Consider the following 14,787-nt stretch of genomic DNA (forward strand, 5'->3'; position numbering starts at 1 on the left):
CAGTAAAATGACACAGCAGGAAAGATATGAGTCTGCAAAACAAATGTATGGAGCGCTGGGGGTGGATACTGACGCTGCCATTGCCAAATTGAAGGAAATCCCGGTTTCCCTTCACTGCTGGCAGGGAGACGATGTGATTGGGTTTGACCATGACGGCCCCCTTACCGGAGGAATTCAAACCACGGGAGATTATCCCGGAAAAGCAAGGACTCCTAAGGAACTGATGCAGGACATGGATAAAGCCATCAGCCTGATGCCCGGCAAAAAGAAGCTGAATCTCCATGCAAGCTACGCTGTTTTTGAGGAGGGCGAGTTTGCGGACAGGGATAAGCTGGAGCCTAAGCATTTTGCAAAATGGGTGGAATTTGCAAAGGAAAGAAACATGGGAATCGATTTTAATCCCACCTTCTTTTCCCATGATAAGATCAAGGATGGCCTGACGCTCACAAGCCCTGATGAGGAGATCAGACAGTTTTGGATCAATCACGGAAAGGCCTGCATCCGTATTTCTGAGTATTTTGCAAAGGAGACAGGGGTTCCCTGTGTAATGAATATCTGGATCGGCGACGGATTTAAAGATATTCCTGCGGACAGAATGGGGCCCAGAATGAGGTACAAGGATTCCATTGAGCAGATTTTGTCCGAGCCCTATGACAAGAATTTAGTAAAGCCCTGTGTGGAGTCCAAGGTGTTCGGCATCGGCGTGGAGGCTTACACTGCAGGCAGCGCAGAGTTTACCTTAAGCTTTGCGGCAACCCATGATGGTGTGCTTCCTCTGATGGACAACGGGCATTATCACCCTACAGAAGTGGTGTCCGATAAGATTCCTGCGCTGCTTTGCTTTTTCCCGGAGATTGCCCTTCACATTACAAGGCCTATCCGCTGGGACAGCGATCATGTAGTGCTCTATGATGACGAGACGAGAGAGATGGCAAAGGAGATTGTAAGATGCGGCGGGCTTGACAGAGTTTATATGGCTCTGGATTACTTTGACGCAAGCATCAACCGCATCAGCGCCTGGACTGTGGGCTTCAGAAGCTGGCAGAAGGCTCTTTTGAACGCTTTGTGCACACCCAATGAAATGCTGAAAAAGCTGCAGGATGAAAGCCGTTTCACGGAGCTTATGGTGATGCAGGAGGAGATAAAGACCTATCCCTTCGGGGCTGTCTGGGAGGAATACTGCAGGCAGTGCGGCGTAGCGGGGGATACGGGCTGGCTTGAAGAGATCAAAGAGTATGAGGCCAAGGTTCTTTCGCTCAGAAAATAGAAAATGGGAGCCTTTCCGGATGCAGATTCCCGATCAGAGATGCAGGAAAGGCTCTTTCCTTTGTCAGGGCAAAGGCCTGTGCCATGCAGCCGATCTGCTCCTTTCCATGGCTGTCGCTGGAAAGAAGGATGGGATAATTCAGTCTGCGGCAGGCATCCAGCAGGCAAATAGCGCCCGGACGACAGTCTCCGCGATAACTGCCAGACAGCAGTGATACGTTATTCAGCTCGGGCAGGACGCCTCTTTGGAGGGAAGCGCTTACTAAAGCATCGTAATCCACAGGAAACCGGGGATCGTCACAGTGGCCGATGATACGGACCTTTGGATGCTCCATGGCCCTTTGATAGGCAAGTGTGTTTTCTTTGACGGAGCCGGGCGTATATATGGGCAGGTGCATGCTTACAATCACATAATCCAGGGAGGCCAGAATCTCATCGGAAAGATCCAGATGTCCTTCCTTGTCTAAAATATTTGCCTCCACACCCAAAAGCAGGCGCACTCCAAAAGGATGCCTTTTTGAGCTTCCGGCCAGGGCGTCCTGTCTGTTAAGCACGGACAGTCCCCGAAAGTAGGAGGGCTTAGCCGAGCCCATAGTGGCCGGGCCGTGATCGCTGATGCCCAGAATGGTGATTCCTCTGGCCGATGCTTCCCTGGCCAGATCAGTGATGGTGTCCTTTGTGCCGTGTCCGCTTGCGCAGGTGTGGGTGTGGAGATCTATCTTAAAAAAATCATTCATAGGGTTCTCATTCCTTGTCCTTGTTCTCTTTTTCAGTATGTTCCCAAAACTTTGGAAAGTCAAGAAAAAACACATATTTTTGGAAGAAAAACAAATAAAACAAATAAAAACAACATAAAACATACAATAAATATGTAACATTTATTGACATTCCAAAGCACCGGGAATATAATAAAGCTATCGTGTACAGACCGGATAAAAGGAAGAATCCAGGCAAGTCATAGAAGCGCTTATAAAAAACACAAGGCCGGAAAAGTCCGGCATGGGGAAAGGAGAACGGATGGAAAAGTATTATACTGAGGAAATTCCAAAGACAGAGAGGATTCCCAGGCTGGTAAAGCATTTATTTGCCAAAATGCCGGAGATAGAGTCTGCCAGGGCCAGGCTGGTCACGGAATCCTATAAAAGCACGGAAGGTCTGCCCATTATTTTGCGCCGGGCCAAGGCATTTGAGCACATCCTGCGGCATCTGCCTATCATTATCAGAGAGGAAGAGCTGATCGTGGGAAGCACCACCATAGCCCCCAGAGGGTGTCAGACGTATCCGGAGTATTCCTACAAATGGCTGGAGGAAGAGTTTGACACCGTAGAACACAGAAGTGCGGATCCTTTTTACATATCTGAGCAGACCAAGCGGGAGCTTAAGGAAGCGGACGCCTACTGGGAGAATAAGACAACCAGCGAGCTTGCGGAAAACCTGATGGCTCCGGAGACCCGAAAGGCCATCGCTCATAATATTTTTACCCCGGGGAATTATTTTTACAATGGCGTGGGACATGTGACCGTCCAGTATGAGAAGGTGCTTGCTATAGGCTATGAGGGTATCATCGCCCAGGCGGAGGATGCCCTTGCAAAATGCAGTCCTGCAGATGCGGACTACTGCACCAGGGCTCCTTTTCTAAAGGCGGTGGTGATCAGCTGTAAGGCCGCCATAGAGTATGCCCAAAGGTATGGGGCCCTGGCGGAAAAGATGGCGGCAGAGTGCTCTGACAGCAAAAGAAAAGAGGAGCTTTGGCAGATTGCGGCAAACTGTAAAAGGGTGCCGGCAAAGGGGGCGGAAAGCTTTTATGAGGCATGCCAGAGCTTTTGGTTTGTGCAGCAGCTTCTGCAGATAGAATCCAGCGGACATTCCATTTCTCCCGGACGCTTCGACCAATATATGTATCCCTATTACAAGCGGGACTTGGACAGCGGGAAAATCACCAGGCAGCAGGCCCAGGAGCTGATTGACTGTATCTGGGTGAAGCTCAATGACCTGAACAAGTGCCGGGATGCGGCCAGCGCAGAGGGCTTTGCAGGCTACAGCCTGTTCCAGAATCTGATTGTGGGAGGCCAGGACAAGGACGGAGTGGACGTGACCAATGATCTGTCTTTCATGTGCATTACGGCCTCCAAGCATGTGTTCCTGCCCCAGCCCTCTCTCTCCATCCGTGTGTGGAATAAATCGCCCCATGCGCTTTTGTTAAAGGCTGCGGATTTGACCAGGACGGGCATCGGGCTTCCGGCCTACTACAATGACGAGGTGATCATTCCCTCCCTGATGAGCAGAGGACTTACCTTAGAGGATGCCAGGGAATACAATATCATCGGCTGTGTGGAGCCCCAGAAGGCGGGAAAGACGGACGGCTGGCATGATGCGGCGTTTTTCAATATGTGCCGGCCCCTGGAGCTGGTTTTTTCCAACGGATATGACAAGGGAGAAAGGATAAGCATACAGACCGGGCGGGTAGAGGATATGACTACCTTCGAGGATTTTTATGACGCTTACAAAAAGCAGATGGAATATCAGATCTCGCTTTTGGTAAATGCGGACAACGCCATCGATACGGCCCATGCCACAAGGTGTCCGCTGCCCTTTTTGTCCAGCATGGTGGACGACTGTATCGCCCGGGGAAAGAGCGTGCAGGAGGGCGGCGCAGTTTATAACTTTACAGGCCCCCAGGGCTTTGGCATCGCCAACATGGCGGATTCGCTGTATGCTGTAAAGAAGCTTGTCTTTGATGAAAAGAAGGTGACCCTTGCGGAATATAAGAGAGCGCTTGCCATGAATTACGGACAGGGCTTTGATCAGATTGGCGCCGCAGAGATTGTCACGGAAATTGTAAAGGAAATGCAGAAGGCGGGAATGACGGTGAGCCAGGAGCAGATTGCGGAAATGGTGGTTCAGGTCATGGAAACAAAGCTGCCCGATCAGGAAAAAAAGCGTTACGAAGAGCTTTTGGAAATGATCAGCCAGGTTCCTAAATACGGAAACGACAACGAAGAGGTGGATATGTTTGCCAGAGATGTGGCATACACCTACACCAGGCCGCTTTTAAAATACAGAAATCCCAGAGGGGGACAATTTCAGGCGGGACTTTATCCGGTGTCGGCCAATGTGCCCTTAGGCGCCCAGACTGGGGCGACTCCGGACGGACGCCTGGCCCATACTCCGGTGGCGGACGGCGTTTCTCCCTCGGCAGGAAAGGATGTCCACGGGCCTACGGCGGCAGCAAATTCCGTATCCAGGCTGGATCATGGAATCGCCTCCAACGGCACCTTGTTCAATCAGAAATTCCATCCCACGGCCTTAAGCGGCGAAAGAGGGCTGGAAAATTTTGTGGCCCTGATTCAGACCTATTTCGACCAGAAGGGAAGCCATATGCAGTTTAACGTGGTGGACAGGGAGACGCTTTTAGACGCCCAGGCTCATCCGGAAAAATATGCCCATCTGGTGGTGCGCGTAGCGGGCTACAGCGCATTGTTCACCACCCTCTCGAAATCCTTACAGGATGATATTATCCGCCGGACCGAGCAGGGCCTTTAATACAGGATTTTGGGAGGATGCAACATGTCTTTTTGGGAGACGAAAGGAAGAATTTTTGATATCCAACGGTACTCCATCCATGATGGAGAGGGCATTCGGACCATCTGCTTTTTGAAGGGCTGTGTGCTGCGCTGTAAGTGGTGCTGTAATCCGGAATCTCAGGAATACAAAATCCAGGAAATGATGGTGGCCGGGAAGAAAAAGATAATAGGACAGGACGTCACCGTGCGGGAGGTCATGGAGGTTGTGGAAAAGGACCGGATTTACTACAGGCGTTCCGGCGGAGGGCTCACCCTCTCCGGGGGCGAAAGCCTCTGCCAGCCGGAATTTGCCTGCGGCCTGCTGCGCGCAGCCTGTGAGACGGGCATAAACACCGCTATGGAAAGCATGGGCTGCGCTCCCTATGAAACCATAGAAAAGCTCCTTCCCTATCTGGACCATTATCTGCTTGATATCAAGCACACCAATGCAAAAAAGCATGAGGCCTTTACCGGAAGGGGCAATGAGCTGATGCTGGAAAATGCGAAAAAGATCGCAGCTTCCGGGCAGACCAGGCTCAGCATCAGAGTGCCCGTGATCCCTACATTCAATGATACGCCCGAGGAAATCCGGGACATTGCGCTGTTTGCGGATGGGCTTCCCGGCGTGGAGGATATTTATCTTCTGCCTTATCACAGACTGGGGCAGGACAAATATGAGGGATTGGGACGTACCTATGAGCTGGCGGAGATTCTGCCGCCGGCGCCGGAGCATATGGAAACGTTGAAACAAATGGTGGAGACGTCCACAGGGCTTCGGTGCCACATTGGCGGTTAAGATGAAAGGAAGGGTGATGCGATTTGGATTTTTTGGATGAATCGAAAAAACAGCGCATTGTGCAGGAACTGGTGCCGGGAAAGCAGATCACGCTGGCGCATATCATTGCCAATCCGGACCCTGTACTCTATGAAAAGCTTGGGCTTGACCCAAGCGTGGACTATGCCAGAGCCGCTATCGGCATACTTACGGTCTCTCCTGCAGAGACGGCCATTATTATGGCGGATGTGGCCATGAAGGCGGCTGCCATTGATCTGGGCTTTGTGGACCGTTTCAGCGGCTCCCTGATCATCTCCGGCACAGTGTCCGAGGTGGAAGCCTCCGAGGCGGCCATCCTTTCCTATGTGAGGGATGAGCTGAAATATACCGTCTGCGGGATAACGAGGACCTGACAGTGAAGAGGATGATACTGATAGGCCGCAGCGAGAGCGGCAAGACAACCTTGAAACAGGCGCTTTCCAGGGAAAAGATACAATATTATAAAACCCAGTACATACATTACGAGGATGTTATCATCGATACGCCCGGCGAATATGCACAGACCCACCATCTGGGCTACGCTCTGGCTCTTTACGCCTACGAGGCGGATGTGGTGGGGCTTTTGGCGGCGGCCACGGAACCCTATACGCTGTTCCCGCCCAATATCACCTGCATGGTAAACAGACAGGTGATCGGCATCGTCACCAAGATACACGACAAAAATGCCAATGTGAGGCGGGCGGAGAGCTGGCTTAGAAATGCGGGCTGTAAAAAAATATTTTTTGTGGATTCCGTCACAGGAGAAGGGGTGGAAGAGCTGCTGGGGTATCTGGGAGAAACGTGAGGGGGATTTCATGGCAGCTTTGCCAAAAAAACAAAAATAAACAACAAAAACGCCAATAATTATGTTGACTTATGTGGTATTTGGCACTATAATGAAGCAAGAAACAACAAAAACGCTCAGGAGGATTTGAAATGCAAAACGAGTATGAAATCAAAAAACAGATTTGCGACATTGGAAAGAGGATTTATAACAGGAACATGGTTGCCGCAAACGACGGTAATATTTCAGTAAAGTTAAGTGACAATGAATTTTTGTGCACGCCCACAGGGGTATCCAAGGGCTTTATGACCCCGGAGTATATCTGCAAGGTGGATGCAGACGGCAATGTGATCCAGGCAAACGGCAGCTTCAAGCCCTCCTCCGAGATCAAAATGCACATGAGGGTGTATCAGGAAAGACCTGATGTAAATGCGGTGGTACATGCCCATCCTGTGTACGCTACCAGCTTTGCCATTGCAGGCATTCCTCTGACACAGCCCATTATGCCCGAGGCGGTGATCGCTTTGGGATGCGTTCCCATCGCGAAATACGGAAGGCCCTCCACAATGGAGATACCGGATGCGGTATCAGAGTATGTACAGTATTTTGATGCGGTGCTTTTGGAGAATCACGGCGCCCTTACCTATTCGGATTCTCTTTTGAATGCTTATATGAAGATGGAATCCGTGGAGTTTTATGCACAGCTTTTGTATCAGTCCAGAATGCTGGGAGGCCCCAAGGAGTTTACACCCCAGCAAGTGGAGGATTTGTATGAGATCAGAAGGCAGTTCGGCATGAAGGGCCGCCATCCCGCAAATCTTTGTCAGAATTTAAAGGAGGGCAAACCAAGCTGCCATACCTGTGCAGGCGGCTGCGCCGGTGAAAGCGGGGCGGGCAAAGCTGCTTCTCCTGAGCTTGTAGCGGAGATCACAAAGAAGGTATTAGAGCAGCTGGGAAAATAAATGATGGATGACAGGCAAGTGGAACAAATTGTCAGAGAGGTCATAAGGCAGAGAAGTGCAGACGGAAAAGAAACACCGGCACAGAAGAAAGCGGCCCGGGAGGAAACGGCGCATTGCACAAGGATGACATTAGAGCTGGCGCTTAAGCTTATTGAAAAGGTTCAGAAGCGGGCGGTCCAGTGGAATATGCGCGTGGTGACGGCGGTGAGCGACGCGGCGGGGCATCCGGTTGCAGTGCAATGTATGGATGGCGCTTACATAGGGAGCTTTGATGTGGCCTTAAATAAAACCTATACCTCCATAGCGTTCCAAATGTCCACGGAGAAGCTGGGCAGGCTGAGTACCCCCGGGGAATCCCTCTATGGCATTCAGTTTACCAATCAGGGAAGAATTGTTATCTTTGGCGGCGGAGAGCTTTTGGAGCAAAATGGGGAGATAATCGGCGCTTTGGGCGTCAGCGGCGGGACTGCAAGACAGGACACGGAGCTGGCAGCCTACGGCAAGACCGTTTTTGAGGAGGTAATTGCGTGCTTGTAAATGAAAATCTGGTACAGGATATTGTGCAGGAGGTGGTGGCGCAGTTAAAGATATCGGAACCGGCGGCAAAGAGCCGGGGGGTGTTTTCCGATATGAACGAAGCCATAGAGGCTGCAAAGAAGGCACAGGCCATAATCCGCAGAATGTCTCTTGACCAGAGAGAAAAAATAATCAGTAATATCCGCAGGAAAACCCATGAGAATGCGGAGACGCTGGCCAGAATGGCCGTCAATGAGACGGGAATGGGCAACGTGGGACATAAAATTTTGAAGCATCATCTTGTGGCGGATAAAACGCCGGGGACGGAGGATCTGCAGACCACAGCCTGGTCCGGAGACAGAGGGCTTACCTTGATCGAGATGGGGCCCTTTGGGGTGATTGGAGCTATCACACCCTGTACCAATCCCAGCGAGACCGTTTTATGTAACTCCATCGGTATGATCGCTGCGGGGAATACGGTGGTGTTTAACCCTCATCCCCAGGCTATCAAAACCTCTATCTTTGCGTTAAATCTCATCAATGAGGCCTCCGTAGAGGCGGGCGGCCCTGATAACGTGGCCTGCACTGTGGAGAAGCCCACTCTTGAGACCAGCAATATTATGATGAAGCACAAGGATATTCCCCTGATTGCCGCAACCGGCGGTCCCGGAGTGGTAACGGCGGTGCTTTCTTCGGGAAAGCGGGGCATCGGCGCCGGAGCGGGAAATCCTCCCGCAGTGGTGGACGAGACGGCGGATGTGCGCAAGGCGGCCCAGGATATTGTAAACGGATGCACCTTTGACAACAACCTGCCCTGTATTGCGGAAAAGGAAATCGTTGCGGTGGATGCTATTGCCGATGAGCTGATGAATTATATGATACAGGAGCAGGGATGCTACCTCATCTCCAAAGAGGAGCAGGACAGATTGGTAAAAACCGTGCTTACGCCAAAGGGACTGAACCGCAAGTGCGTGGGACGGGACGCAAAAACCCTGCTTGGCATGATCGGCGTAACTGTGCCGGACAATATCCGCTGCATTGTATTTGAAGGAGAGAAGGAGCATCCCTTGATTGCAGAGGAGCTGATGATGCCGATTTTAGGCATGGTCCGGGCAAAGGACATTGACGACGCCATTGAGAAGGCGGTGTGGCTGGAGCATGGCAACCGGCATTCCGCTCATATTCATTCCAAGAACATTGATAATATCACAAAATATGCAAGGGAAATAGATACGGCGATTTTGGTGAAGAACGCGCCCTCCTATGCGGCGCTGGGCTTTGGCGGAGAGGGCTACTGTACCTTTACCATTGCAAGCCGTACCGGCGAGGGGCTTACCAGCACAAAAACCTTCACCAAGAGCAGAAGGTGCGTTATGGCCGACAGCCTTTGCATACGATAACAGAAAGGAGTGTCAGACAGCTATGGACGCAAACAAGGCAAACATAGAAGAGATTGTAAAGCAGGTGCTGGCCAATATGGCGGGGAATGGCGCCGCGGCGGCGCCCTCTGGCAGTGCCGGGAAAACCCCGGAAATCCCCAAGACGGCCCGGGTGGCAATGCTTACAGATTTAGAGCATTACGAAATCAAGGAATTCCCTTTACCTGAGGTGGGAGATGATGATATTCTGGTAAAGGTAGAGGGCTGCGGCATCTGCGGAACGGATGCCCACGAATTCAAGAAAGACCCCTTCGGGCTGATTCCGGTGGTGCTGGGTCATGAAGGCACAGGCGAGATCGTAAAGATGGGGAAAAACGTAAAGAAGGACAGCGCCGGAAAGGACTTAAAGCTTGGGGATAAGGTGGTTACCTGCATGATCTTTAAGGATGACCCTGAAATCACCATGTTTGATTTAAACAAGCAGAATGTGGGCGGCGCCGACGTATACGGACTGCTTCCAGACGATGAGGTGCATTTCAACGGATGGTTTTCCGATTACATATTGATCCGGGGCGGTTCCACGGTGTTTAACGTAAGCGATCTGGATTTGTATTCCAGAATCCTGATAGAGCCCTGTGCAGTGCTGATTCACGCGGTGGAGAGAGCAAAGAGCACGGGAATCCTGCGCTTCAACAGCAGAGTTGCAGTACAGGGCTGCGGGCCTATCGGCCTGATCTGCATTGCCATTTTAAGAACCATGGGAATCAATGACATTCTTGCGGTGGATGGAGAGCAGAAGCGTCTGGATTTTGCAAGAAGACTGGGAGCTGCCGAAACCTTGAATTTCAAGGATTACAAGGGAATTGAAGCTTTGGCGGAGGGCGTAAAGAGCAAATTGGGCGGACACTTGGCTGATTTCGCTTTCCAGTGCACAGGCTCTCCGGCAGGACATTCCAATATTTATAAGTTTGTGCGAAACGGCGGCGGACTTTGTGAGCTTGGCTTTTTCATCAACGGCGGGGACGCGACCATCAATCCCCACTTTGATATCTGCTCCAAGGAGCTTACCATGGTGGGTTCTTGGGTATATACTCTGAGGGACTACGCTACCACCTTTGAATTTTTAAAGAGTGCAAAGAAGATCGGCCTGCCCATGGATGAGCTGATCACGGATACCTTCCCTCTGGAACAGATTAATGAAGCCCATCGGACCAATCTGGCCATGACGGGACTCAAGATCGCGATTATCAATCAATAATTTGGAGACGGCATTATGGAAGAGGCGGTAGGAATTTTGGAGGTGTACGGGCTGACCTGCGCATTTATGGCGGCGGATGCCGGATGTAAGGCCGCAGACGTGAGACTGGAAACCTTTGATAAAAACAAACCTGCAAATGCAGATTCGCTGCCGGTGCCTTTACTGGTGACGATCAAATTCAGAGGAACGGTGGCGGACGTGGAAGCCGCCATGGAGGCGGGGGAGAGGATGGCCCGTTCCCTTACGGGAGTGGTGCAGAAGCATATCATCCCAAGACCCACCTCTGACACGGAAAAGATGCTGAAGCTGAACGCATTTGATAAAAATTAGAAGATCAAGTTTTGCCAATAGGAAAGGAGAACATTATGGCACAGGAAGCATTAGGAATGGTTGAAACAAGAGGACTGACAGCTGCCATCGAGGCTGCGGATGCGATGACAAAGTCTGCGGAGGTTACCTTGGTGGGAACGGAAAAGATCGGCTCCGGTCTGGTAACCGTAATGGTGCGCGGCGATGTGGGAGCTGTGAAGGCTTCCGTGGAGAGCGGCTCTGCGGCGGCAAGCAGACTGGGAGAGCTGGTAGCTGCTCATGTGATTCCCAGACCTCATTCGGACGTGGAAAAGATTCTTCCCCATATTTAAAAGGATGCTAAAGGAGCTGGTTCATGAAAGGGACATCGTTAGGCTTTATTGAAATATCAGGAGTGGCGGCCGCAATAGATGCACTGGATATTATGTGTAAAACATCCGGCGTGGAACTGGCGACTTGGGAGAGAAAGCTGGGAGGCCGTCTCGTCACCGTAATTGTCCGGGGTGATGTGGCAGCAGTGACAGAAGCGGTGGAAACGGCGTCTAAAAACGCCATCAAAAAACCGGCTGCGTCCGGGGTGATTGCAAATCCACACAGGGAAATTCTGAGGCTGGTGGAATTAAGCGCAGGCAGGTTCAGGAAGGGGCAGCAGTCCCCCCGGCTGGATGAGCAGACCATACAGGAAGTATAGGAGCCTTAAGTCACAAAAACGACGGGGCTTCCTCAAAATCATAAAACAGTATAAAAGAATTCAAAAAACAGGAGGATTTTAAAATGGCACAGGAAGCATTGGGAATGGTTGAAACAAGAGGTCTGGTGGCAGCGATTGAGGCTGCAGACGCAATGTGCAAGGCGGCAAACGTAACCTTAGTGGGAACGGAGAAGATTGGTTCCGGTCTGGTGACCGTAATGGTGCGCGGCGATGTAGGAGCTGTGAAGTCATCTGTCGAGGCGGGCTCTGCCAGCGCAAGCAGACTGGGAGAACTGGTGGCTACCCATGTAATTCCCCGCCCTCATACTGATGTTGAGATGATTCTGCCCAAGGTAAAGGCGTAAGGAAAAAGAGCAGAAAGAAAATGAGGTGAGACGGTGGAACAGCAGACGGTTGAAATGATTACCAAAATGGTGATTCAGACACTGAACCGAATGGAAGAAAAAAAGAACGGGTTTCAGGTGCCCGTGGGTGTTTCCGCCAGGCATATCCACCTGACCAAGGAGCATGTGGAGGCGCTGTTTGGGGAAGGCTATGAGCTTACCAAAAGGAAGGAGCTCATGGGCGGCCAGTTTGCGGCAAACGAGACAGTGACCGTGGTGGGGTTAAAGCTTCGGGCCATTGAAAACGTCAGGGTTTTAGGGCCGGTGCGCAAGGCCTCCCAGCTGGAGATATCCGCAACGGACGCCATAAAGCTGGGGGTTGCGGTTCCGGTCCGGGAATCCGGAGACATAGCAGGAAGCGCTCCCATTGCAGTGGTAGGGCCTAAGGGCGTTATCTACTTAAAAGAGGGCTGTATCATCGCTATGCGCCACATTCACATGTCGCCGGCAGACGCGGCGGCCTGCGGCCATAAGGACGGCGATATGGTTTCCGTAAAGGCGGAAAACGAAAGAGGCACCGTATTTAATCATGTGAAGATCCGGGTGGATGAAAGCTTTACCCTGGAAATGCACATCGATACGGATGAAGCCAATGCCTGCAAAATAAAGACAGGCGATCTGGTTACGATTTTGTGACCCTGGGACAGGAGAGACAGACTATGATCATCGGAAGAGTAGTAGGAAGTATCGTTTCCACCCGGAAGAGTGAAAACCTGATTGGAAATAAGTTTATGGTGATCGAGCCAATAGAAAACATGGCGGCTCCCGGAAGGTTTGTGGCAATCGACAATATCGGAGCGGGCATTGGAGAAATGGTTCTGGTGGCCACGGGAAGCGCGGCCAGAGTAGGCATGGAACAAGCGCCTGTGGATGCGGCTGTGGTAGGAATTGTGGACGAGGAATAAATTATGGAAATTCAGGAATTAAAACAGGTTTTGCAGGAAAACGGGATAGTCGGCGCCGGAGGCGCCGGCTTTCCCACCTATGCAAAGCTGGATGAACGGGCGGAGATTATTATTATGAATTGCGCGGAATGTGAGCCTCTTTTAAAGCTGCACAGACAGCTTTTGGAGCAGAAGGCGGAGGAAATTCTCTGGGCATTTGCGCAGATTGCGGAGACGGTGGGTGCAAAAGAGGCAGTCATCGGCATTAAGGAAGAATACAAGGCGACTTTGGAAGCTTTATATAGATATATAGACGCTTATCCCAATATGCGGATACAGCTGCTTGCCGGAGCATACCCCATGGGGGATGAAGTGGTTTTGATCTACGAGGCCACCGGACGAGTGATCCGGCCGGGAGGACTTCCCATTGAGGAGGGAGTGGCTGTGTTTAATGTGGAAACGGTTTACAATGTGTACCGTGCCCTTGCGGAAAATGCTCCTGTGGCGGATAAGCTGGTGACGGTTGTGGGAGAGGTGGAGCACCCTGTGACGGTGCGGGTGCCTTTGGGAACCACCATTGCAAAAACTGTTGCGTACGCAGGAAAGATATTGGTGAAGAATCCGGCCTTTTTGGCAGGAGGCCCCATGATGGGAAATCTCTGTCTTTCGGAGGATGTGGTGACCAAAACCACAAATGCCATTATTGTGCTGGATCAGACCCATACTTTGATACAGAAAAAGCAGCATAATACGGCCATTGATTTAAAGCGGGCGGCATCTGCCTGCTGTCAGTGCCAGACCTGTACGGATTTATGCCCAAGACACGCCCTGGGACATCCCATTGAACCTCATAAGTTTATGAGAAGCGCTGCCAATCAGGATTTTCAGGAATTAAATGTGTTCCTGGACACTATGTTTTGCAGCTCCTGCGGGCTTTGTGAAATGTATTCCTGTCCCCAGTCCCTGTCCCCCAGAACTCTCATTGCGGAATATAAGGCGGGGCTTCGCAAGGCGGGTGTAAAAGCGCCGGAGGGGGTAAAGCCTGCGCCGGTGGCGGAAAGCAGAGAATACCGGAAGGTGCCGGAGGCGCGGCTTGCGGCCAGACTGGGGCTTTCCCAGTATGATGGGGAGGCACCTCTTGTGGAGGATGCCTATGCAGAGGAACATTCCCCGGTGAAAAAGGTAAGAATTTTGTTGAGCCAGCACATTGGCGCTCCGGCAGTGCCTGTGGTGAGCGTGGGAGATGTGGTGCACAAAAAAGATGTGATCGCAAAGCCGGGGAAGGGCCTGAGCGTGGCAATCCACGCCTCCATTGACGGGGTGGTCCAAAGAGTGGAGAAGGACTTTGTGGTGATAGCGGCCGGATAAAAAGAGAATGAAACAGAAAGGGAGAGGTATTCTATGAGCAGAGCCATTGGGATGGTTGAATTTAAGACAGTTTCCACAGGCGTAACGGCTGCGGATACCATGGTGAAGGCGGCCGCCGTGGAGCTGGTGGAGGCGCAGACGGTGTGCCCCGGCAAATACATTGCTATTATCACGGGCAATTTAAGCGCTGTGGAGGCTGCAGTGGCAGCTGCAAAAACGCAGTATCAGGAGCAGCTGATAGACAGCTTCGTGCTGGGCAACCCCCACGACGGCATTTTTCCTGCCATCTATGGGACGACGCAGATTGAAGAGATCAGCTCTCTGGGCATCCTGGAGACCTACGATGCGGCGGCCATTATTGTGGCGGCAGATGCAGCGGCCAAAACCGCACAGGTGGAGCTGATTGAACTGCGCATTGCAAAGGGAATGTGCGGAAAGTCTTATTTGTTTTTGTGCGGAGAGGTTTCTGCGGTGACGGCGGCCATTGAAAAGGCGAGAGCGTCTGTGGCTCAGAGTGGAATGTATCTGGATTCCTCTGTGATCGCCCATCCGGATCCCCAGATATGCAAATCGATTTTGTAGGAGGGCT

The 14,787-nt window shown here is 51.6% G+C and carries 18 protein-coding genes; 17 read left to right on the forward strand and 1 reads right to left on the reverse strand.

From position 1 onward, the window contains the following. The first annotated feature begins 7 nt into the window (after positions 1-7). Positions 8-1,267 carry an L-rhamnose isomerase gene (locus tag SHK35_RS04545; RefSeq protein ID WP_318704671.1) on the forward strand — a complete coding sequence of 420 codons (1,260 nt, stop codon included), beginning with the start codon at positions 8-10 and terminating at the stop codon, positions 1,265-1,267. On the opposite strand, the gene SHK35_RS04550 is transcribed toward SHK35_RS04545, so the two are convergent. Then, the gene (locus SHK35_RS04550) at positions 1,257-2,003 is read right to left on the reverse strand and encodes a PHP domain-containing protein (RefSeq protein WP_318708813.1); all 747 of its coding nucleotides are present in this window, start codon (positions 2,001-2,003) and stop codon (positions 1,257-1,259) included. The two genes, SHK35_RS04545 and SHK35_RS04550, sit on opposite strands and share 11 nt — an antisense overlap. Positions 2,004-2,283: 280 nt before the next feature. Here SHK35_RS04550 and SHK35_RS04555 point away from each other — a divergent pair, with 280 nt between their 5' ends. From SHK35_RS04555 to SHK35_RS04630, 16 genes are all read left to right on the forward strand, one after another. Next, positions 2,284-4,809 carry a glycyl radical protein gene (locus SHK35_RS04555; RefSeq protein WP_318708814.1) on the forward strand — a complete coding sequence of 842 codons (2,526 nt, stop codon included), beginning with the start codon at positions 2,284-2,286 and terminating at the stop codon, positions 4,807-4,809. Positions 4,810-4,833: 24 nt separating this feature from the next. Continuing rightward, complete coding sequence (locus SHK35_RS04560; RefSeq protein ID WP_318708816.1) at positions 4,834-5,625, forward strand: glycyl-radical enzyme activating protein; 792 nt, start codon at positions 4,834-4,836, stop codon at positions 5,623-5,625. Between the two features lie 23 nt (positions 5,626-5,648). Then, the gene (locus SHK35_RS04565; RefSeq protein ID WP_318704675.1) at positions 5,649-6,017 is read left to right on the forward strand and encodes a BMC domain-containing protein; all 369 of its coding nucleotides are present in this window, start codon (positions 5,649-5,651) and stop codon (positions 6,015-6,017) included. Positions 6,018-6,028: 11 nt separating this feature from the next. After that, the gene (locus tag SHK35_RS04570; protein WP_330638185.1) at positions 6,029-6,448 is read left to right on the forward strand and encodes a EutP/PduV family microcompartment system protein; all 420 of its coding nucleotides are present in this window, start codon (positions 6,029-6,031) and stop codon (positions 6,446-6,448) included. Positions 6,449-6,579: 131 nt separating this feature from the next. Next, entirely contained in the window at positions 6,580-7,389 is an 810-nt protein-coding gene (locus SHK35_RS04575; protein WP_318704676.1) for a class II aldolase/adducin family protein, read from the forward strand. Positions 7,390-7,392: 3 nt separating this feature from the next. Beyond that, a complete protein-coding gene (locus tag SHK35_RS04580; protein ID WP_318708858.1) occupies positions 7,393-7,926 on the forward strand; it encodes a GlcG/HbpS family heme-binding protein in 534 nt (177 codons plus the stop codon). Beyond that, positions 7,917-9,305: an aldehyde dehydrogenase family protein gene (locus SHK35_RS04585; RefSeq protein ID WP_318704677.1), complete on the forward strand. Its 1,389-nt coding sequence runs from the start codon at positions 7,917-7,919 to the stop codon at positions 9,303-9,305. Before SHK35_RS04580 ends, SHK35_RS04585 begins: the two co-directional genes overlap by 10 nt. A gap of 22 nt (positions 9,306-9,327) precedes the next feature. Further along, positions 9,328-10,542, forward strand: coding sequence for a zinc-dependent alcohol dehydrogenase (locus SHK35_RS04590; protein ID WP_318708819.1), 1,215 nt, complete (start codon positions 9,328-9,330; stop codon positions 10,540-10,542). A gap of 15 nt (positions 10,543-10,557) precedes the next feature. Beyond that, the gene (locus SHK35_RS04595; RefSeq protein WP_318704679.1) at positions 10,558-10,872 is read left to right on the forward strand and encodes a BMC domain-containing protein; all 315 of its coding nucleotides are present in this window, start codon (positions 10,558-10,560) and stop codon (positions 10,870-10,872) included. A gap of 35 nt (positions 10,873-10,907) precedes the next feature. Beyond that, positions 10,908-11,183 (forward strand): BMC domain-containing protein, encoded by a 276-nt coding sequence (locus tag SHK35_RS04600; protein ID WP_318704680.1) that lies wholly within the window; start codon positions 10,908-10,910, stop codon positions 11,181-11,183. 23 nt (positions 11,184-11,206) lie between these two features. Continuing rightward, positions 11,207-11,542, forward strand: a complete 336-nt coding sequence (locus SHK35_RS04605; RefSeq protein ID WP_318708820.1) for a BMC domain-containing protein — start codon at positions 11,207-11,209, stop codon at positions 11,540-11,542. 83 nt (positions 11,543-11,625) lie between these two features. Then, positions 11,626-11,907 (forward strand): BMC domain-containing protein, encoded by a 282-nt coding sequence (locus tag SHK35_RS04610; protein WP_318704682.1) that lies wholly within the window; start codon positions 11,626-11,628, stop codon positions 11,905-11,907. A gap of 66 nt (positions 11,908-11,973) precedes the next feature. Next, complete coding sequence (locus SHK35_RS04615; protein WP_442867429.1) at positions 11,974-12,582, forward strand: phosphate propanoyltransferase; 609 nt, start codon at positions 11,974-11,976, stop codon at positions 12,580-12,582. Between the two features lie 23 nt (positions 12,583-12,605). Continuing rightward, positions 12,606-12,851 carry a EutN/CcmL family microcompartment protein gene (locus SHK35_RS04620; RefSeq protein WP_318708821.1) on the forward strand — a complete coding sequence of 82 codons (246 nt, stop codon included), beginning with the start codon at positions 12,606-12,608 and terminating at the stop codon, positions 12,849-12,851. 3 nt (positions 12,852-12,854) lie between these two features. After that, positions 12,855-14,198 (forward strand): 4Fe-4S dicluster domain-containing protein, encoded by a 1,344-nt coding sequence (locus SHK35_RS04625; protein WP_318708822.1) that lies wholly within the window; start codon positions 12,855-12,857, stop codon positions 14,196-14,198. Positions 14,199-14,231: 33 nt separating this feature from the next. Continuing rightward, positions 14,232-14,780: a BMC domain-containing protein gene (locus SHK35_RS04630; RefSeq protein ID WP_318704686.1), complete on the forward strand. Its 549-nt coding sequence runs from the start codon at positions 14,232-14,234 to the stop codon at positions 14,778-14,780. Positions 14,781-14,787: the final 7 nt, after the last annotated feature.

Origin of the sequence: Candidatus Acetatifactor stercoripullorum (genome assembly GCF_944382095.1) — a bacterium.
Lineage (GTDB): Bacteria > Bacillota > Clostridia > Lachnospirales > Lachnospiraceae > Acetatifactor > Acetatifactor stercoripullorum.